This is a genomic window from Mariniflexile sp. AS56 (assembly GCF_030552475.1).
GTDB lineage: Bacteria > Bacteroidota > Bacteroidia > Flavobacteriales > Flavobacteriaceae > Mariniflexile.
Genome location: NZ_JAUPED010000012.1, coordinates 19,161 through 40,153 on the forward strand (window position 1 = coordinate 19,161; position 20,993 = coordinate 40,153).

Consider the following 20,993-nt stretch of genomic DNA (forward strand, 5'->3'; position numbering starts at 1 on the left):
GTTAGACCTTAGTTTTTAGTATCTGTTTTTAGATGATATTATTTGGCTAGAGACTATTTATAATCTTAACGGTTTGGCCGTCGTTTACACTTCTTGCACCTTCTTGAATAATTTCGGCGCTGTTTTCAAGACCTTTGGTTACTTCAATCACATTGCCTTGAGATTTACCTGTTTCAATAATAATACGTCTAGCGCTTCCTTCGTTGGCAGCATTTTTATTTTCAACAATGTAAATGTATTGCTCACCTTCTGCATTTTCTGAAATGATACTTTGAGGAATTAGTATTGCTGTATCGTTGGTGTAATCGTTAATTTTAAGTTTAGCTGTTAAGTTTGGCTTGATACTTTTATCTTTATTAGGAATAGCAATCTCAATTTTAAAGGTTCTGTTTGAAGGATTTATAAAGTTTCCGGCTTGTCTAATTTTAGCATCCATCGATTTACCTAAAATAGGGAACTCTACTTTTACGGTTTTGTTAACGGTAATATTTGTAATGTGATTTTCTGGTACATCGGTTTCAATATACATGTCTTCTAAATTCACAATACGCATTAGTTGTGATTGACCAGGGGCCACAACGCTACCTTGATCTGTGATTACATCATCAATAACACCAGAGAAAGGGGCTCTTATAGAGGTTTTGCCTAACTGACTTTTTAGCTGACTTACAGCACGTTGTTGTGCTTCAAAACTAGATTTTGCTTGCAAATACTGCATTTCACTACCTATTTTTTGGTTCCATAATCGTTCTTGACGCTCAAAGGTTGTTTTGGCTAAATCGGCTTGAATTTGTAATTGGGCTACTTGTTGGCTTAATCCACCATCATCTATCGTTGCAAGTAATTGTCCTTTTGTAACGTTTTGACCTTCTTTTACATAAACACGTGTTAATATACCGCCCATTTCTGGGTAAATAACAAGGTTTTGTTTGGTTTGTACATTCCCTTGTAATTCTAAATAATGATCAAATTTTTCAGATTGTACACTTACTGTAGTAACTAGAGGTAGTTTTTTAACGGTGTCTAGTTCTGATATTCTGCTGTTAATTAGCTTTAATTGTTCTGCAAATTCTTGTTGTTTTGTGTCGATATCTTCACGTTTTTGTTTTAGGGCTTCTAAGTTATTTGAAGCGACTAAATCTTCTAAAGATTGTTCTTTTTTCTCACCACTGCATGCAGTTAACACAAGTGTGACAATTAGTATGGCGTATATATTTTTCATGAGTGTTATTTTTTAATGTTTAGTAAGTTCTTTAATTCTGATTTTTTATTGATAACATCTATAATTGCTTGTAGATATTCTTGTTGACTGGTATAGAGTTGCATTTGTGCTTGTCTTAAATCGAAGCTACTTACTAAACCTTCTTTATACTTAATAGTGTTTTTGTTTTCTATTTTTTCTGCTAGTTTTAAATTTTTCTGCTTATTGCCATAAGTGTCTATCGCTAGCACGTATTCGTTTTTTGCTGTTTTAAAATCTAGTTTTAATTTTTCTTCAGTTTCCTTTAGATTAGTATTAGCGATGTCCCACTCAATTTTAGATTTTTGTCGTCTCGCTCTGCCTTGAAAAGAACTGAATATTGGAACTTTTAAACTAACTCCTCCAGTGGTTGTAAATAACCATTCTTGCTCCTTCTTAAAGTAATTGGAAAAATGATCGCTATAACCTAAATAACTTGAGTTTATAAAGCCAGTAAGGGTTGGTAATTGTTTTGATCGTTCTAATTTATATTCCAGTTTTTTGCTTAAAACGTCATTATCTGCCATTTTATAATTTAAATTGTTGGATACAGAATGGGTGGTGTTAATTAGTTCTAAGGAAATGTTTTCCATGATTAAAGAGTCTAAGCTATCTGTTAATTTGATAGTTCCGTCTGAATCAATTCCCAATAAAAATTTCAAATACCCCATAGAAATAGTATGAAGGGTTTCCATGTTTTTTAGATTTAACTCTAAATTTGAAAGCGTTAGTTGTAGTTGTTCAACATCTTCTTCTTCTACAAGGCCATTTTTATAAATTTCGGCAGTCTCATTCAGGTTATTAGTTAATACAAAAATGTTGTTTTTCATAATGATAACGCTTTCTTGAGTAAATAAGGCGTTATTATAAGCGCTTACAACCATGGTCTCGACGTTGTTCAAAGTTTGGTCTTTCGCTAATTGTGAAATAGATAAAAACACTTTGTTTGCTTGCAAACCAACAATATAGCCGCCATCAAAAATAAGTTGAGATAGGGATACGCTTGGAGACATGTTATGTTTTGGGTACAGAAATAAAAACGGACTGTCAGGATCTAAATTTGCTGTGTCAAATGGTGTTTTAATGTTTGTTGTATAATCAATAGCGCCATTAACTTGTGGCAACCCTTGAGCGGTAGTTTCGCGAACCGTTTGTTTTGCTATTTGTATATTGGAATAGGCGTTTTTAATAGTTCTATTGTGTTCAAGAGCATGATCTATAGCTTCCTGAAGGGAAAAACGCTGTTTAGTTTCTTGCCCAAATCCAGAAATGGATAGGAGTAAACTAAAAATTAAAATTAATTGGTACTTCATTTTATGATTGATTTGATGTTATAAATTTATTTAGTAATTGTAAACCTTTGTCTGTTACAATGGCTCTTAAATGGTATTCTAAGTAGCTTTCCATGAGGTACTCCATGGTGTATAATGTAGAAGGGAAATAGGTGTCGTCTTTAATACCCGTCATTCCGTTAAAGTACATTCTGGAAATAAAATCGACATTGATGCTAGCCCGAAACAGCTCAGTATCTACGCCTTTTTGAAGACTTTCTGTTACCGAACTGTGCATTTTTTCGAATTGCTTTAAATGGAGACGCTGGTATATTTGTGGGTAATATTTTTTAAGCTGGTGTTGTGGCGATGTTTTTTCGTTTCTTAGGTGTTGCATCACAAACAATTTAATGTCATATAACTGCTGAATGGGGTTTGGCGATGTATCACAAATACCATCAATACCTGCGCAAATGTTTTCAAAAACATCAAAAGTTACGGCTTCAACAAGCTTCGTTTTATTTGCAAAGTGTACATATATGGTTTTTTTAGATATGCCCATTTCATTAGCAATATCATCCATTGTGACGCTTTTAAAGCCAAGACTTAAGAATAACTCGGCAGATTTTTGTATAATATTTTCTCTCATAATTGGCTGCAAAGATAGTTAGGAAACTTTAAAAACCAAAAAAGTTTCCAAAGTTTTATAATTATTTAATACTAAATTTATATTCGAAGGTTTTAATACAGGTAATTATTTTATTTTTGCGGCATGCTTGCAATAGAAAAATACCAAAACGACTTTGTTGACTATTTAAAAAAATATGCCATTGTTAAAGAACCTGCGGGACTTTATGAGCCTATACAGTATATTTTAAATTTAGGAGGGAAACGTTTACGCCCAGTTTTAACTTTAATGACTGCTGATATTTTTAGTAGTAATGCTGAAAAAGCACTCGATGCTGCTTTAAGTATTGAGGTGTTTCATAATTTTTCATTGGTACATGATGATATTATGGACGATGCACCGCTGCGAAGAGGTCAAGAAACCGTTCATGAAAAATGGAATATCAACACAGGTATCCTTTCAGGTGATGCCATGTTGATTATGGCGTATCAATTGTTTGAAAATTACGAGCCAAAAACCTTCCAAGCACTTGCTAAATTGTTTAGTAAAACAGCTTTGGAAGTTTGTGAAGGTCAGCAATATGATGTCGATTTTGAAACACGTAACGATGTGACCATTCCCGATTATTTAAAAATGATCGAATATAAAACCGCTGTTTTGGTGGGTGCAGCTATGAAAATGGGTGCAATTGTGGCGAATGCATCAGAAAACGATCAAAATAGCATCTATGAATTTGGTAGAAATTTAGGTATTGCATTTCAATTACAAGACGATTATTTAGATGCCTTTGGAGATCCTGAAACCTTTGGGAAACAAGTGGGAGGTGATATTATTGAGAATAAAAAAACCTATTTGTATATAAAAGCTTTGGAGTTTTCTTCCGAAGAAAATAAAAATAAATTAGAACATTTATTTAGCAGCAAAACAAACGAAGCTACACAAAAAATAAGCATTGTAAAAAACATTTTCGAACAAAGTGGAGCTGCTGATGCTACTAAAATAGCCATTCAAGAGTATACGAATAAAGCGTTTGGTGTTTTAAAAACTATTAATATTTCTGAAGATAAAAAAGCTTTATTGGAAACCTTTGGGAACAATCTGATGAATAGAAACGTTTAATGAGTTTACCAACAACATTCGAAAATTTAGTTGAAGAAGCCAATCAACTAGATTTATATAAAAGTTTAGTGGTTCAATTGAATAAAGATTTTTTATTAGCGAATATCGATTTAGATTTTCATGAAGATATTTTACCTACTAGCTTAAAGTTTTTGCTTCATGAAACGGTATATAAACTTATTCAGGATAAATTTACTGAGTATTTAAGTCTGCTTTACATTATTGATGTTTCAGAAAAAAAAGTAAAAGCACTAAATGGTGAAGATACCCTAAAACTATCTGAAGATGTTGCTTTCTTAATTCTGCAACGTGAATGGCAAAAAGTGTGGTTTCGAAATAAATATTCTTAAGTTTTAAAGGTCTTATTTACTAAAAATAAAACCGTACAAAAGGGATGAAAGCGTTGGCGTAAATACTTTTGTTTTCATCGTATAATAAATCGTATCGCATCCCAAAGGTCACGTTTCCATTTCTAAAACCTGCGCCTAAAAAGAAAGCGGGCGACCAGTAGGTGTCGTTTTCTAAATTCAGGTTACTTTCATAGCGTCTATTAACATGGAGTTGTTCGTATTCTGCGGATAGTTGAATCGCATTAACGGGGCTAAATAAACCAATAAGGCTACCTCCTAAAATAGTCGATTTATAAAAGTCTTTTTGTGTATTGTACGTGCCATTGAGTCCAAAACCTAAAGCAACTTGGTTATTGAATTCATATATAGCGCTGGGGGCAAGCGTGCCGCTAAAAAAGCCATTACCAAAACTAAGGCCAATGCTTCCTCCAAAACGTACCGAATTAAAGAAATCATTATCATTTTGTTGCGCATTTAAAGTACTTGCGGAACTAAGAAAAATGAAATAAAATAGGGCGTAAATTTTAATGATTAAATAAAATCTATTCATATAATTAGAAATATTTAAAAAATTAACATATAAAATTAATTTTTCTATATTACGGTTGTAATTGAGTTATAAATATAACAAAAGAAACATCTATTTTTGGTAAAAGTTGTATTTTTGCTGCAAATTTGATTTAAATTAGTGTATTAAAAATTATAATGGATAAATTTTCCTTTTTAAACGCAGCACATACATCGTATTTTGCCGATTTATATGACCAGTATTTACAAAGCCCAGATTCTGTAGAACCAAGTTGGAGAGCCTTTTTTCAAGGTTACGATTTTGGTAGTGAAAATTCAGAATTACAAGGGGATACGGTTGAAAGTTCTTCAACACAAATGCCAGAATCTCTCCAAAAAGAGTTCCAGGTAGTGAAGCTAATTGATGGTTACAGAATGCGAGGGCATTTGTTTACAAAAACAAATCCTGTTCGCGAACGTAGAACCTACGAACCGTCATTGGCTATTGAAAATTTCGGACTGAGCTCAAACGATTTAGATACCGTTTTTAATGCAGGTGAAGTTTTAGGTATTGGTGCTCAGACTTTACGTGAAATTTTAATTCATTTAGATAAAATTTATTGCAGTTCTATTGGGGTGGAGTATATGTACTTGCGTAACCCCGAAGTTATTGCATGGTGGCAAGGTCAATTAAATGTGAATGACAACCAGCCTAATTTTAATGAAGATTCTAAGAAATACATTCTTTCTAAATTAAACCAAGCGGTTACTTTCGAGAATTTTTTACAGACCAAATATGTAGGTCAAAAACGATTTTCGTTAGAAGGTGGAGAATCTCTTATTCCTGCATTAAGTAATACTTTATATATTTCTTCTGAAAAATATGGCGTAAAAGAGTGCGTTTTAGGAATGGCACACCGTGGTCGTTTAAGTACTCTCGTTAATATTTTTAGAAAACCAGTTCACGAACTTTTTAGTGAGTTTGATGGTAAAGATTTTGAGGATTTAGATATTGATGGTGATGTAAAATACCATTTAGGTTTAACTCTAGATAAAACCTACCAAAACGGTAAAACTATTAAGATGAATTTGGTTCCAAATCCATCACATTTAGAAACTGTTGCATCGGTAGCCGAAGGTATTACACGTGCTAAGATTGATAATGATTATGATGGTGATGACTCTAAAATTTTACCAATTATAGTACACGGTGATGCGGCTATTGCAGGTCAAGGTATTGTATATGAGGTGGCGCAAATGAGCCAACTTAATGGTTATAAAACAGGAGGAACGCTTCATATTGTAGTTAATAACCAAATTGGTTTTACTACCAACTATTTAGATGCACGTTCAAGTACCTATTGTACAGATGTTGCTAAAGTAACATTGTCTCCAGTATTGCATGTTAATGCAGATGATGCTGAAGCAGTAGTACATGCTGTAGAACTCGCGTTGGCATATAGAATGCGTTATAAAAAAGATGTATACATCGATTTATTAGGTTATAGAAAATACGGGCATAATGAAGGTGATGAGCCTCGTTTTACACAACCTAAATTATATAAAGAAATAGCCAAACACAGCAATCCATTTCAAATTTATTCAGATAAATTAATTGCTGAAAAAACGATCGAACAATCGTATACGGATGGTCTTGTAGCAGAATTTAAAAATGTTTTAGAAGCAGCTTACGAGAAATCTAAAGACGAAAAATCGTCGAAGGTTAGAGAGTTTATGATAGAGCGTTGGGGAGGTTTTAGTCGTAAAGGTCTAGAAGATATTCTTAAAACCGAAAACACATCATACTCGAAAAGTAATTTAGAAGCGATCGCAAAGGTGGTGTCAACAGTTCCAGAAGGCGTAAAATTTGTTCGTAAAGCAGAACGAATTTTGGACGGAAGAGCGTCTATGGTTTTTGAAACCGATACATTAGATTGGGGAATGGCTGAAACTTTAGCTTACGGAACCTTACTTGAAGAAGGTTATAATATTCGTATTTCTGGTCAAGATGTAGAGCGTGGTACTTTTAGCCACCGTCATGCTATTTTGCGTGATGAAATTTCAGAAGAGCGTATTAATTTATTAAACACAAACCCGTTAAATAAAGGTAAAATGGATATTTATAATTCCTTTTTATCAGAATATGGTGTGCTTGGTTTCGATTATGGTTATGCCATGGCAAACCCAAACACACTAACCATTTGGGAAGCGCAGTTTGGTGATTTTAGTAATGGTGCTCAAATTATTTTCGACCAGTATTTATCGGCTGCAGAAGATAAATGGAAATCTCAAAATGGTATTGTGGTCTTATTACCTCATGGGTATGAAGGTCAAGGGTCTGAACACTCTTCAGCAAGAATGGAGCGTTATTTGCAATTATGTGCAGATGATAATATGATTGTTGCCGACTGTACAACCCCTGCAAACTTTTACCATTTATTGCGCCGTCAAATGAAATGGGATTTTAGAAAACCATTAATTGTTTTTACACCAAAAAGTTTACTACGTCACCCAAAAGCAGTATCATCTTTAAATGATTTAGCAGCGGGCGAGTTCCAAGAAGTTATAGATGATACTATAAACCCAGAGCAAGTAACTAAATTAGTTTTCTGTACGGGTAAATTCTATTACGATTTATTGGCACAGCGTGAAAAAATAGAGAATACAAATGTTGCTTTAGTACGCGTAGAGCAATTATTTCCGCTTCATGAAGCGAAGATAAAAGAAGTGGTTGCAAAGTATCCGAATGTGAAAAATTATGTTTGGGCACAAGAAGAGCCGAAAAACATGGGTGCGTGGAGTCATATCGTACAACGATTAGATTTTATTAAATTAGAAGTTATGTCGAGACCTTATAGCTCTGTACCAGCACCAGGTTCTAGTACAAGAGACAAGAGACGACAACAAAAAGTTATCGACAACGTATTTGATATAGTGTAACAAAACATATTAGTTGAGTTGAAAAACTCGTAAAAACATTAAAATAAAAAGAATGATTTTAGAAATGAAAGTGCCTTCACCAGGCGAGTCTATAAAAGAAGTAGAAATAGCAACTTGGTTAGTTCAAGATGGCGATTATGTTGAAAAAGATCAAGCCATTGCAGAAGTAGATAGTGATAAAGCGACTTTAGAACTTCCAGCTGAAGCTGCGGGTATTATTACCCTTAAAGCAGAAGAAGGCGATGCTGTAGCAGTAGGCGCAGTGGTATGTTTAATCGATACGAGTGCAGCAAAACCTGAAGGTGCTGAAGCACCAAAAGAGGAAAAGAAAGCTGAAGCACCAAAAGCAGAAGCTCCTAAGCCTGCAGTAGCAGAAACTAAAACTTATGCAACAGGAACAGCAAGTCCAGCTGCAAAAAAGATTTTAGCTGAAAAGAATATGGATGCATCATCAATTTCTGGAACAGGAAAAGATGGACGTGTAACTAAAGAAGATGCTGTTAGTGCAGTACCATCTATGGGAACACCAACAGGAGGAAGCCGTGGTACTTCAAGAAGTAAAATGTCTATGTTGCGCAGAAAAGTAGCAGAGCGTTTAGTAGAGGTTAAAAATACAACAGCGATGTTAACAACGTTTAACGAGGTTGATATGTCGCCTATTTTTGCGTTGCGTAACGAACATAAAGATGCCTTTAAAGCAAAACATGGTGTTGGTTTAGGGTTTATGAGTTTCTTCACTTTAGCAGTTGTTAGAGCTTTAGAAATGTATCCAGCAGTGAATTCAATGATGGATGGTAAAGAAATGTTGTCTTATGATTTTTGCGACATAAGTATTGCTGTTTCTGGACCAAAAGGTTTAATGGTTCCAGTAATTAGAAATGCTGAAAACTTAAGCTTTAGAGGTGTTGAAGCAGAGGTTAAACGTTTAGCACTTCGTGCAAGAGACGGGCAAATTACTGTTGATGAAATGACAGGAGGAACTTTCACTATTACAAATGGTGGTGTTTTTGGTAGTATGTTATCTACGCCAATTATTAACCCGCCTCAAAGTGGAATTTTAGGAATGCATAATATTGTAGAGAGACCAGTTGCTATTGATGGTAAGGTTGAAATTCGTCCTATTATGTACGTTGCTTTATCTTATGATCACAGAATTATTGACGGAAAAGAAAGTGTTGGGTTTTTAGTAGCTGTAAAAGAAGCTTTAGAAAACCCTACAGAGTTATTAATGAACAACGATGTGAGAAGAGCTTTAGAGCTTTAATAAACTCGTTTTTGTTAAATAAAAAAGTGCTAACACAATTTTATGTGTTAGCACTTTTTTTTTAAATTGATTAACTAACTCAAACAATAAAAGATATTTATTGCAATTACAATTACAACTAATGTAATTAATCCGACAATAAAATATTTGTCCAGATAACTGTTATCCTTCTCCATGTTTTTTTTTTTTTTTTGGATTTCCAAAAAAACAGTAATACGACACGCTGCATGATAAAACGCAGCGTGTCTGTGTTTTATGTAACCCCTTAGTAATTGATTAATAGCAGTGTAAAGGTAAGGTTTGTATGTCAGATAAAAAATACGCAGTAGTACGTATTTTAAGTTTTTAAGAGGCTTTATTGGGACTATTATAAATGCAGAAGACTTTAAGCATAACACTTAAAGCCTTCCATAATTCTCCCTAAGAACTAATTAATAGCCTTGTAAAGGTATCCAGAATAAGAGTCTTAAAAAATACGCACTTCTACGTATTTTTAGGTTATTGAAAGACTTTTATGAAACTATTATAAATGCAGAAGACTTTAAGCGAAACACTTAAAGTCTTCTATAATTCTCCCTAAGAACTAATTAATAGCACTGTAAAGATACAGTGAATAAGGGATTTAAAAAATACGCACTTCTACGTATTTTTACAAATGCTCCCTGTTATTATTAGCCCAAATAGATAATGAGGTTGGTTTATTATCTAAATTTAATTTAGCTACAATATTACTTCTGTGTTTATCTACCGTTCTAATAGATATAGATAATTCTTGAGCAATATCATTACTTGTTTTTGTTTCAGAAATAAGCTTTACAATTTTCAATTCTGTTTTGGTAAGTAGCTCTATTTCTGCAGGTTTGTGGTTCGTGCTGTATTTTAAATACTGAGCTATTTCTTCACTAAAATAAGGTTTGTTATTTAAAGCATGCTCAATACAAGTTTCAATTTCTTCAACAGCAAATTCCTTTAAAATATAGCCGTAAACATTAAATTCTTTGGCTTGATCGTACAACTCTTCTTCTTTATCGAAGGTTATGATGATGATTTTAGTTGGTAAATTATTTTTTTTACAGGCTTCGGCAATTTCTAAACCTGTTTTGTGAGGCATTCTTATATCTAGAATCGCAATTTCTGGCTTTAATTTTACAATAAGATTGTAGGCCGTATTGCCATCTTCAGCACTTCCTATAATATTAAAACCTTTTGAGGTTAAAAAGGAACTGAGACCACGCAACATGATAGGATGGTCATCTGCTATAACAATAGAGGTGTTCATTTAAGAGGGAATTATGTATTACTATTAAGTTGCTATTAACCTAAGGCGTAAATATAGTGATATTAAGGTTTTAAGTAAAGGTATTTTGTCTCATAATCTATAACCGCATTTGATTTTTTTAAAATATCGGCCCCAATAATGCCATCAACTGGTTTTGATTTATGGTTTATAAGCGCCGTATTTACATGAGTAAGGTTAAATAAAACCAAGACAAGCTTGTTGGTTTCCCATTTACCAATGCGCACTTTGTTTTTTTTAGACATTTTAGTTTCCATATTAATGGCGCCTGCACCAGCCGCCAAAATATTGGAATCTTTTACTTTTAGATTAAACGTTTCTACAGCTTCGAAACCAACACAGGAATTAGAGGCGCCTGTATCTAAAATAAAGCGTCCTTTAACACCATTTAAAGTGGCCTTTATTTCAAAATGATTGGTTTTGGTAAGTCGTAACTTAACACGATTATAACCTTTATTTATAAGAAATTCTTGAAGAGTTTCGGTCATGATTTTTAAATTTCAAAAATAAAAGTACCAAAATAATAACGATTGCCATGCCAAAAAAAACATAAAACAGGCTGTTATGTGGTTTTTCGGTTTCCATATTTCCGTAATAAACAAAGGCACTCCAGTAGTAAGGTGACTTTTTTACATTGGTAATGGCTTCATTTTCGAGGTATTCTATTTTTGAATGGTAATTCGCTATATACGCAGATTCCGATTTATTATAATGTTCATAAAACGATTGCATGATTTGTGAGGTCGATAAATCATTTATTTGCCAAAGTGAAAACAATAAGTTATCTGCACCAGCATATTGAAACCCTCTCGCAATACTCATCGCGCCTTCACCCTTGTAAAGTTTGCCAATGCCCGTTTCGCAGGCGCTTAGCACCACTAACTTTGGGTTTAAATCTAAGCTGTATAATTCATTTAAAAATAGTGTGTCGTCATAAAACGAAATGTTGGCAGGGTTTACAACATCACCACTACTGGCATGGGTTGATAAGTGTAAAATACTATAAGAACTTGCATTTTTTATGAAGTTTTCTTTAGTTGCCTTCGCATTCCTAAATAGGGTTGATGGCATTTCCTTTTCAATAGCTTGTGCTTCGTTAACGGAATAGGTTAGTTTTTGGTTGGTGTTTTCAAATACGGGAAAGAAACCAAGCAGATCTTCGTTTTTGTATTTTTGACTTTCGTTTAGATAAAAGCTTGCACTCGAATTATAAACAATATTTTGTCTCCTAATTACAAAAGGCATTTTTGAAAAGGATGTCGAAGTCGTTTTAGAAGTAAGTAAAGCTTCAAACGGAATGAAGTTTAATAAGCCGTCAGGAATTATGACAACGTTTTTATGGGAGGAAAGGGTGTTAAAATTCAGTAATTTGAAAATAGCGTAGGCTTGATTGGTGTAGTTTTTTATATCATTGTTTATAACGGAGGCATTGTCAAATAGATGAATAAAGCTTACTATGTTTTTTTGGACTTCTTCGCTTAATGGAATGCTTTCAATTGTTATGTCTTGTTCTGAAATAATGAATTGGTATATGGTCTTTTTTCCGAAGAAATATTCAACTAAAACGGCGTCGTTTTTTTCTAATTTATTTTGAAAATCTTTTAAAGTGTCTGTCTTAGTGCTTTCTGGATGCTTTTTGGCAATAGCGGTTTTTATTGTCTTTAATTGAAGACTAATGGCGCTTAATTTTTTGCTTAAATGGTTAACAGTTGAGGCTTTATTTTTACCAAGCTGTTCTTTTATTAGTAAACCTGTATAATATTCTTGTGTTTTTAAAAGCTGAAATTCTTTAGTAAGTAAACTGTCATTTGGAAACTGTAGAAGGCGTTTTTTCTTCTGGTTCATATCCTTTAAAACAGATGCTTTGTTATTTTCTGAATATTGAAAAGCTTCAAATAAAAGCGCTGTATTTTTAGTTTGTTTATAGCTGTTAAAAAGGATGTCGATACAGCGTTCACTTCTAATACGGTTAGTGGTTTCATTGAAAATTTTAGTTTCCTGTGAAGTCCAATTTTCTTGCAACAAATTAGAAACATGAAAGCTTAAATTATAGCTTCTTAAAGCTTTTTCAGGATTATTTTGAATGGCTGCATACAAGTCGAATATATCTATAAACGTGTTTTCTGAGTATAAATCTTTTTTACTGGGTAATCCAATACCATTAAAATGGGGTAGCAAAATTTTGAGAGCTTGTTGTAAACTATTTAAAGCTTCCTTTGGCCGATTTAATAAATGAAATAATTTTGCTTCTTCTATTTGAAATTTGGCCCAATCTCTGGTTGATAGATTTTTTTTAGGAAGTAATTTTTTTGCTTTTTGGAAAGCAGTTAGCGCAGTTTCATAATTACCTTTTTGGAATTCTATAACATAATCAGCTTTATGCTTTTCAAAATCTGAGTTTCTTGAAGTATTGTTTAATATTGAAGCGCCTTCGTAATTATTTAAAGCAATCAAGCTGCTTGTTTTTATACTTTGAAGCAGTGCTTTCTGGGTGCCTTTTATATTAGGGAATTTAAAAGCGTCATCAATAATTTTTAAGACCGTTTCATGCTTGTTAATAGTTTGATATAATTTAGCCAAGTTGATAGCGCCACTAATTTGATGTTGGGTGTTTTTACTTTTTTCTGCTAAAAATATATATTGATTGATGGTGCTTACAGCATTGGTGTAATCGTCCGTTTTGGTGTATAAATTACCGAGTGGTTTTAAGCAATTTTCAATAATGTCGAAATCTGAAAGTTTTGAAAGCTCATATGTATTGAATCGTTTCAGGGCATCTTCATAAGTGGAAATAGCTTCTTTTAGTTTTGAATGGGCGTCTAAATAATAGCCCTTGTGGCATTGTAAAAAAACGAGTGCGAGTTGTTCATCTTTAGATGTTGCATGTGTTTTAAATGAGGCTTCTTGCTGATTTAAAAGCTTTAATGCTGCATCATTTTTAGTACTAATAAAAGTTTCTGCAGCCGTATAAATAGCTTCTTCTAAATTTTGAGAAAAAGAGATTCCATAAATTAAAAAGAAGAAGATATATAGGTTTTTCATGAGTGTGTACTGGCAAACGAAGTTTATATTTAGAATTTCCAAATGGCATAAAACTGCCAATAATTAAAGTCATTTTCAAAATTCATAATATAACGCGCACCTAAACTGGGGCCTATTCTAGCGAAACCTGCTGTAGCTTCAAAGAGTAAGCCAGTTCTTAAATTAGTGAATGAATTGGTTTCAGAGCTTGAACTTTCTTTGCTGCTAAATGGTGGGAAATCGCTTGAATCTCCTTCATATTGTTCTACTAATACCGCTTGTTCTTGTTCTTCACTTAACGAAATCGTGTTTTGTAAACCAGCGCCTAAACCAAAAAAATTATTAAGATTGTAGCGTATTAGAACAGGCACATCCCAATCAATATTTTCAAAAGAATTTCTGGTAGTGGTGCGCTGTAAAAACCGAAACCCTTGCGCATCTTGAATAAATTCTTCGCTTACTTGTGTTGAAGCATCGTACTTATGAAAATTATTCATCAACTCTACTTGCCAATACAAGCGATAGGATTTGTAAGGAGATAGAGTAGCTCCAAAAAAGTAGCTTTCGGAATTGTTTAAATCTGAAAAGGAATTTACCCCAACCTTTGCGCCAATAGAAATTCCTGGAAGAAACCGCGTGGTGGAATAGTTGGTAATAATAGGGTCGTTTTTATCAAAAATAATAGCGGTTCTACTTTTTGTTTTTTTCTTATGAAAATCTTTAGCAAACTTGATACTGTATTTTACAAAGCCTTTGGTAGAATCGTATTCCATTACGTTTTTTTGTTCGCTTCCGGGAAGGTAAATGTTTTTAAAGGTGAATATCGCCTGAGTGTCTGTAAACGTCGTGTCTAAACAACTATATAAAACTTCTTTTTTAGGGCAGATATCACATTTGGGATACATATCTAAAACTTTTAGAGTCGATTTATCCAACATTTCAGGAATATCAGTTTCCAAACGAATGGTGCGTGCGGGCCCTTCACCGTTATTTTGAAACTTGATTTTATATTTTAATGTTTTAAAACGAACGAACCTATAATTCATAAAAGTACCGTTTGATGACATTTTATTGGGATCGTGCGAGGTTACAATTTCCATTTCCATGTCCTTAACCTTATGGTTATCGTAATTAGCATCTGGCACATACACACCTCGCACAGAAATGATGGCGCTGGTATCCTTAAGCATCTCGGGAGTTGTTTTTAAACTAAAAAAGACATTGCGTTCTTCTTGAGGTTTCATATTATCGAACTCTAAAAGGCTCCAGTTTTTGTAAAAGGCTTTCGAGTTTATAACGGTTAAGGGCAAATTATTTTTTTCGGTAGAATCTTGCTGAAAGGTACGCGCTTCTATAAAGTCGTTATTGGACGTTGCTAAATAAGTGCCATCATTCTCTATGTTATGGGTGAAAGCAAAACCAGCTTCCGAAGTGTTTTTTTCGTTGTAATACGTTCGTGTGTCTGTTAATTCAAAATTATTGGCTTTGTATTGGTGTTCGTTGTAAAAAAGATACAATTTTCCGTTTGTAGTATAGTTTTTTTGGTTTTTGTAACTTACTATAACCACCATTTCTTCATCTGGAACCGGTTCGCGGTTGCGTTTTAATGTGAAGTCTTCGTCCATACTTGCAATGTCATTATCCTGAGTTGTTATGTTGTTTATTGCAATTTTTTTAGGTCGGGTTGTTGGTGGTTTTCCAGTATCATAATTGTTAGTAGCCCATAAACGTACGTCGTATTCACCAGTTTTTTTATAACTGTGTTTTGGTTGTTCTTCCGTACTGTAGTGGCCATCGCCAAATTCCCAGTAATGGGTATAAAAGGCTTTGGGAGCTCCTGCAATTTGATTTAAAGTTGGTGTTTCGGGTGTGAATAAAACGGTATTGCCTTGAGTGATATTTTTAATGTTTGCAATGCGGGTGAGCGTATCGTTTTCAATAGGCTTTTGGGCATAGCTGTTAATAGTCAATAAAATTAAACAGAAGAAAGAAAACCGCTTGTTCATGATTATGAGGTTTGAATAGGTTTTAAATATACAAAAAGTGACATTTAAGTCCCCGTTTTTAATAAGTATCTATTTTTATGATGGTTGTAAGTTAGATAGTATTACAAAAATATTAGCACCAATTACAAATAAAATGATGCAAACTATAATGAATATAAAAACAAATTTTTTCATGATATGTTCTGTATACTATTATATCAATAACGTAAGGTTTTTGTTACCCTTTTTTAGGAATAAAAAAATTAGGTATTTGGTATAAATGGGTGAGGAGTAAAAAAAAATCCCAGAAACGTGGTGTCTCTGGGATTAAAAAAGCAGGTTAATAATTGTGGCAAACCATGATTTTTAAGTAGGTAATTAAAATGAGTAGATTATTTATGGTAAACCATTTATGATGGTTGTAAGTTGTGCTTCAGTGGCTACAGAAGTTTCACCTTCCGTAAATGTGATGACACCGTTTTCTATGATAGTTGCAGCTTTTACAGCATATTTCCAGTTTCCACCATCTTCAGTTGCAAAAATAACATGACATTCTAAACCGATTGGAATTTGTCCGTAATGTTCACTGAATAACCCTGTTCCAGCATCATAAGTATCTAATTTTGCAAGTCCAGCTTCTTCACCATCATATGATAAATATACCGAGCTATTTGTGTTGTCATATCCTGTTGGTACAGCAACTAAAATAGTAGTTTTTGGTCTTGGGTCGCTGTAAAAACGATCTACGTTACTCCATCCAAACGATTGGAAAAAACCATAGTATTGGTTACCTTCTGCAAATACACCAGCATTTTGTCCGGCAGCATCACGTTTTTCTTCAGCCCAAGCAAGGTCTCCGTTATCGTCTATAATACCATTCCAAAGTATCATGGCATTATCAGCTCCTCCAGTTAAATCGGCAGGGATTTGCATTTGGAATCCACAATTAGTTTCTAATGCAACACCATCTTGAGTAGCTTGTACAAAAAACTCACCACCAGAGATTAATAGGGCTTTGTCGCCGTTGGGTAAAATACCCATAGTAGGTTTGTTGGTTGTAAGCATGTTGCCTTTATCGAATAATTCAACAAATTCTAAATCAACATCTCCAGTTACAGCTACGCCGTTTTTTGTTAAACATCCACCGTTAATAAATATTTCAACGCCTTTATCTGATGTTAAATTAATAGACCCGTCGTCAGCATTAAATTGAAATGTTTGTGTTAATCCGTCTAAAGCTTGTTCTCTTATGGCATCAAATTCTTGAGCAGATGCTGGAATTATTAAATCGTCGTTGTCGTTTTTTGTACAGCTTGTTAATGTAATCGCTGTTAATAAAAGTGTTCCTAAAATGTGTTTTAAATTTTTCATAATATTAAGGTTTTAAATTGTTATTCATGTTTATATAAACAGGGCAAGTAATTTGTTACCCTGTTTTGGTAATTATTTTATTTTTTTTTTATTGTTGAGGTTGACTGATGATCATTTTAGAGACCACAGCATCACCAGATGCTACTAAAGCAATCATTTTGTTGGCATAATCTTCAGAAGAAGCGTAACCTTTTGCGGAGCCTGTTTCAGTTTCAACTTCCCAGAAATAATTTCTTTGGGCGTTCACTTCAGCTTTTAAAACCAAGTAACTTTGAATTTCGGTTCCTAAAATAATTTCACCAGAACTAGTTAAGGCAATCATTTCTTTGGCGCTTTCAAGAGTAAGGGAGGTTCCTGAATAAGTGGTTTTGTTGGTTTCAACTTTCCAACCAAATACTTGAGCAATGTTTTCTTTTTTAAGGGTTACAACTTCCGTTGAAGTGTTAAGTGTTGATGTTTCGTTGGTAGCGTTTATATTTAATATTGAAAAAGCTACAGTTGCGATAATTAAAATTGATTTTTTCATGATTTCTAATTTTTGGATTAATTAAAATTTTGTTTTAGCATATTTGCTGTTACACCCTTATATCAAAACCATTTAAAAATTGTTACCCATTTATTTTAAAGTTTTTTTAAATTAGCAGTAAATACAAGGGTTAATGAGCGAAAAAAAAATACATGAAGACCAAAAGTATATTGTTGGATTGCTTAAAAACAACTCCTTTATTATACAAGCTATCTATGATAAGTTCGTGCCGAAGGTTATTAATTATATAAAGCAGAACAGCGGTGATGCCGAGAGAGCCCAAGATATTATTCAAGACACTTTAATTACTATATATAATCAGGCAAGTGCAAAGAAATTAGAATTAACATGCCCGTTTGATGCCTATTTCTTTTTACTGTGTAAACGGAAATGGTTAAATGAACTGAAAAAAACATCTAATAAGGAGGTAACAATTAATGAAGAAGTTTTATATAAAGATGACGACGCTCAAGAACTAGCGTTTGAAACCGATGTATTTAGCGAAAAACAAGCCTTATTTACAGAAATGTTTCAAAAACTAGGAACTGCTTGTAAAGAGTTATTAACGGCTACTTTTAAAATTAAATCGATGGAAGAAGTAGCAAAGAGTTTAGGGGTAACATACGCTTATGCTCGAAAAAAGAAATCTTTATGTACAGGGAAATTAACAGAGCTGGTTCAACAGTCGCCAAAATTTAACCAACTTAATAATTAATTGTCATGGAAGATCAAGATTATATACTATTCGAAAACTATTTGCTAGGAGACCTATCTAAGGAAGATGAGGTAGCTCTAGAAGCGCGTTTGGAAAGTGACTCAAAATTTAAAGACAGCTTTACTACTTATAAAGAGCTCTCATCTTTTTTAGAACATAAGTTTGAGAATGAAGACGCTTCTGTGGCATTTCAAGATAATTTAAAAAATATTTCAAAAACTTATTTTGAAAAACAGGAAGCGCCTAAAAAGATAGCTCGTTTTAAACCTTGGCAATATGCTATGGCAGCCACTGTCGCTTTATTTATAGGGGTCACAGTGTTTAATAACTTTTCTAGTCCCGTTTATGAAGATTTTGCAAATTATGATAGCATTAGTTTAACCGTAAGAGGCGATCAAGATGCTTTATTAAAAACGGCTGAAAATGCTTTTAATACAAAAGATTTCGCCAAAGCAGATGAAGCTTTTAAAAGTTTAATGGTGATGAATAAAGACAATGCTGAATTTCAGTTTTATAGAGGCGTAGCCAATTTGGAATTAAATAAATTTGATACTGCTGAAGGCTTATTAACAAGTTTAAGTAAAGGGCAATCGGCCTATAAAAACAAAGCAACCTGGTACTTGGCTTTAAGTAATTTGAAGCAAAATGAATTTGATGATTGTTTAGAAATATTAAGAACCATTCCAGAAGATGCTGAAGATTATAAAAAAGCACAAAAACTTATTAAGAAGTTAGATTAATAGGTGTCAAGTTCATCCTAATCGAGAACTTGAAATTATTTAATAATATTATTTGAGTTGAAAGTTATCCAGACCTCACTGTTTTTTAAAACCGGTGGGGTCTTTGTTTATTAAAATACTTCTTATTTTTACCGAATGATAATTACAGATACCCATACCCATTTATATAGTGAAGCTTTTGATGAAGATAGAGATGCCATGATAACTCGGGCGTTAAATGAAGGTGTTTCACGCTTTTTTATTCCAGCAATCGATTCGACCTACACCGCATCGATGTTGCAATTGGAAAAAGACTATCCTGAACATGTTTTTTTAATGATGGGCTTACACCCGACGCATGTAAAAGATAATTTTAAAGACGAGTTAAAGCATGTTGAAGAGATGCTTGCAAAACGAAAATTTTACGCTGTGGGTGAAATTGGTATCGATTTATATTGGGATAAATCGACACTTGCCATTCAGCAAGAGGCTTTTAAATATCAAATCCAATTAGCGAAAAAATATAAATTACCTATTGTTATTCATTGCAGGGAAGCCTTCGATGAAATATTTGAAGTGTTAGAGGCTGAGAAGGACGCTGATTTATATGGTATCTTTCACTGTTTTACCGGAACTTTAGAACAAGCACATCACGCAATATCCTATAATATGAAATTAGGAATTGGTGGCGTGGCTACTTTTAAAAATGGAAAAATCGATCAGTTTTTAAATCAAATAGATTTAAAACATATTGTATTAGAGACCGATTCACCTTATTTAGCACCAGTGCCTTATAGAGGGAAGCGCAATGAAAGTGTTTATGTTATAACGGTGTTAGAAAAATTATCAGAAGTATATGCTTTACCTTTAGAAGCTATAGCCGAGATAACAACCCAAAACTCCAAAGTCGTATTTGGTATCTAGAAAACCAATTCAAGTGTTTTAGGTTGAGTAGAATCAAGGCCTATTAGTAATGTGTAAATCCATAATTGTAATTTAACATGACAAAAAACATTCCCAACATATTACTTATATATACTGGCGGTACCATAGGTATGATTAAAGATTTTAAAACAGGTGCTCTAAAGGCCTTCGATTTTAAAAATCTGATAGATAAAATACCCGAATTACAGCTTTTAGAATGCCAAATAGAAACCGTTTCTTTTGAAGAGCCAATCGATTCTAGTAATATGAATCCTGTTTATTGGGTTCAAATTGCCGAGGTTATAGAAGAAAACTACACTAAGTTTGATGGGTTTGTGGTGCTTCATGGTAGTGATACTATGAGTTATACCGCATCTGCATTAAGTTTTATGCTTGAAGATTTGGCGAAACCAGTTGTATTCACGGGTTCACAATTGCCTATTGGCGATTTAAGAACCGATGCTAAAGAAAATTTAATCACTTCCATTCAAATGGCATCTTTACAAGAAGGTGGAAAGCCATTGGTAAAAGAAGTGTGTTTATATTTTGAATATAAATTGTATCGCGCTAACCGAAGTACGAAACTAAATGCAGAAAATTTTAAGGCATTTGCGTCGTTAAATTATCCGGAATTGGCAGAATCTGGCGTGCATTTAAAAGTAAATAATGATTATTTATGGAAGCCAGATTCTAATAAATCACTAAAAGTTCATAAAAATTTAGACACCAATATTGCGCTTATTAAACTTTTTCCGGGTATATCCGAGGGGTTTTTAAGGGCTGCTTTGGCAACTCCTAACCTAAAATCGGTGGTTTTGGAGACCTTCGGATCAGGAAATTGTAGTACAGAGGCTTGGTTTATTAATCTTTTACAAGAAACAATTTCTAAAGGTTTACACGTTGTAAATGTAACCCAATGTGTAGGCGGTAGTGTGATGATGGGACATTATGAAACAAGTAACCAGTTGAAAACCATAGGTGTTATTTCAGGAAAAGACATGACAACGGAAGCGGCCATTAGTAAATTAATGTATTTGCTTGGGCAAAAAATACCGGCTAAATTATTTAAAAACACCTTCGAAAACCCGTTGCGGGGCGAAATGTTTTAAAATTAAC

General features: G+C 33.5%; 18 protein-coding genes. 8 read left to right on the forward strand and 10 right to left on the reverse strand.

Annotated features, from left to right (window positions below; translation table 11 throughout):
* Window positions 1-46 precede the first annotated feature (46 nt).
* From Q5N74_RS14315 to Q5N74_RS14325, 3 genes are read right to left on the reverse strand one after another with little or no spacing between them, the layout of a single operon-like run.
* Window positions 47-1,222, reverse strand: coding sequence for an efflux RND transporter periplasmic adaptor subunit (locus tag Q5N74_RS14315; RefSeq protein WP_304389593.1), 1,176 nt, complete (start codon window positions 1,220-1,222; stop codon window positions 47-49).
* A gap of 5 nt (window positions 1,223-1,227) precedes the next feature.
* Entirely contained in the window at window positions 1,228-2,553 is a 1,326-nt protein-coding gene (locus Q5N74_RS14320; RefSeq protein ID WP_304389594.1) for a TolC family protein, read from the reverse strand.
* A gap of 1 nt (window position 2,554) precedes the next feature.
* On the reverse strand, window positions 2,555-3,160 hold the full coding sequence (locus Q5N74_RS14325) for a TetR/AcrR family transcriptional regulator (RefSeq protein ID WP_304389595.1): 606 nt from the start codon (window positions 3,158-3,160) through the stop codon (window positions 2,555-2,557).
* Window positions 3,161-3,283: 123 nt separating this feature from the next.
* Between Q5N74_RS14325 and Q5N74_RS14330 the strand changes: the two genes are divergently transcribed.
* Complete coding sequence (locus tag Q5N74_RS14330) at window positions 3,284-4,258, forward strand: polyprenyl synthetase family protein (RefSeq protein ID WP_304389596.1); 975 nt, start codon at window positions 3,284-3,286, stop codon at window positions 4,256-4,258.
* Window positions 4,258-4,608 carry a hypothetical protein gene (locus tag Q5N74_RS14335; protein WP_304389598.1) on the forward strand — a complete coding sequence of 117 codons (351 nt, stop codon included), beginning with the start codon at window positions 4,258-4,260 and terminating at the stop codon, window positions 4,606-4,608. Before Q5N74_RS14330 ends, Q5N74_RS14335 begins: the two co-directional genes overlap by 1 nt.
* A 19-nt stretch (window positions 4,609-4,627) precedes the next feature.
* Here Q5N74_RS14335 and Q5N74_RS14340 read toward each other — a convergent pair whose 3' ends face one another.
* Window positions 4,628-5,158, reverse strand: a complete 531-nt coding sequence (locus Q5N74_RS14340) for an alpha-ketoglutarate decarboxylase (RefSeq protein WP_304389599.1) — start codon at window positions 5,156-5,158, stop codon at window positions 4,628-4,630.
* Window positions 5,159-5,313: 155 nt separating this feature from the next.
* On the opposite strand from Q5N74_RS14340, the gene Q5N74_RS14345 reads away from it, so the two are divergent.
* Window positions 5,314-8,055 (forward strand): 2-oxoglutarate dehydrogenase E1 component, encoded by a 2,742-nt coding sequence (locus Q5N74_RS14345; RefSeq protein WP_304389601.1) that lies wholly within the window; start codon window positions 5,314-5,316, stop codon window positions 8,053-8,055.
* A 52-nt stretch (window positions 8,056-8,107) separates the two neighbouring features.
* Window positions 8,108-9,319 (forward strand): 2-oxoglutarate dehydrogenase complex dihydrolipoyllysine-residue succinyltransferase, encoded by a 1,212-nt coding sequence (odhB, locus tag Q5N74_RS14350; RefSeq protein ID WP_304389602.1) that lies wholly within the window; start codon window positions 8,108-8,110, stop codon window positions 9,317-9,319.
* A 649-nt stretch (window positions 9,320-9,968) separates the two neighbouring features.
* On the opposite strand, the gene Q5N74_RS14355 is transcribed toward odhB, so the two are convergent.
* The 6 genes from Q5N74_RS14355 to Q5N74_RS14380 form a co-directional block, all read right to left on the reverse strand.
* Window positions 9,969-10,598: a response regulator transcription factor gene (locus Q5N74_RS14355; RefSeq protein WP_304389603.1), complete on the reverse strand. Its 630-nt coding sequence runs from the start codon at window positions 10,596-10,598 to the stop codon at window positions 9,969-9,971.
* A 62-nt stretch (window positions 10,599-10,660) separates the two neighbouring features.
* Entirely contained in the window at window positions 10,661-11,104 is a 444-nt protein-coding gene (locus tag Q5N74_RS14360; protein WP_304389604.1) for a TIGR02281 family clan AA aspartic protease, read from the reverse strand.
* Window positions 11,070-13,658: a CHAT domain-containing protein gene (locus Q5N74_RS14365; RefSeq protein ID WP_304389606.1), complete on the reverse strand. Its 2,589-nt coding sequence runs from the start codon at window positions 13,656-13,658 to the stop codon at window positions 11,070-11,072. The genes Q5N74_RS14360 and Q5N74_RS14365 overlap by 35 nt, the downstream gene beginning before the upstream one ends.
* A gap of 29 nt (window positions 13,659-13,687) precedes the next feature.
* Entirely contained in the window at window positions 13,688-15,643 is a 1,956-nt protein-coding gene (locus Q5N74_RS14370) for a PKD domain-containing protein (RefSeq protein WP_304389608.1), read from the reverse strand.
* 375 nt (window positions 15,644-16,018) lie between these two features.
* Window positions 16,019-16,993: a hypothetical protein gene (locus tag Q5N74_RS14375; protein WP_304389609.1), complete on the reverse strand. Its 975-nt coding sequence runs from the start codon at window positions 16,991-16,993 to the stop codon at window positions 16,019-16,021.
* 88 nt (window positions 16,994-17,081) lie between these two features.
* The gene (locus Q5N74_RS14380; RefSeq protein WP_304389610.1) at window positions 17,082-17,519 is read right to left on the reverse strand and encodes a hypothetical protein; all 438 of its coding nucleotides are present in this window, start codon (window positions 17,517-17,519) and stop codon (window positions 17,082-17,084) included.
* A gap of 133 nt (window positions 17,520-17,652) precedes the next feature.
* On the opposite strand from Q5N74_RS14380, the gene Q5N74_RS14385 reads away from it, so the two are divergent.
* The 4 genes from Q5N74_RS14385 to Q5N74_RS14400 all read left to right on the forward strand — a co-directional run bounded on the left by Q5N74_RS14385 (window position 17,653) and on the right by Q5N74_RS14400 (window position 20,986).
* Entirely contained in the window at window positions 17,653-18,234 is a 582-nt protein-coding gene (locus Q5N74_RS14385; protein WP_304389611.1) for an RNA polymerase sigma factor, read from the forward strand.
* A 5-nt stretch (window positions 18,235-18,239) separates the two neighbouring features.
* The gene (locus Q5N74_RS14390) at window positions 18,240-18,974 is read left to right on the forward strand and encodes a tol-pal system YbgF family protein (RefSeq protein WP_304389612.1); all 735 of its coding nucleotides are present in this window, start codon (window positions 18,240-18,242) and stop codon (window positions 18,972-18,974) included.
* Between the two features lie 135 nt (window positions 18,975-19,109).
* Window positions 19,110-19,877, forward strand: a complete 768-nt coding sequence (locus Q5N74_RS14395) for a TatD family hydrolase (protein WP_304389613.1) — start codon at window positions 19,110-19,112, stop codon at window positions 19,875-19,877.
* A gap of 77 nt (window positions 19,878-19,954) precedes the next feature.
* Complete coding sequence (locus Q5N74_RS14400; RefSeq protein ID WP_304389614.1) at window positions 19,955-20,986, forward strand: asparaginase; 1,032 nt, start codon at window positions 19,955-19,957, stop codon at window positions 20,984-20,986.
* Window positions 20,987-20,993: the final 7 nt, after the last annotated feature.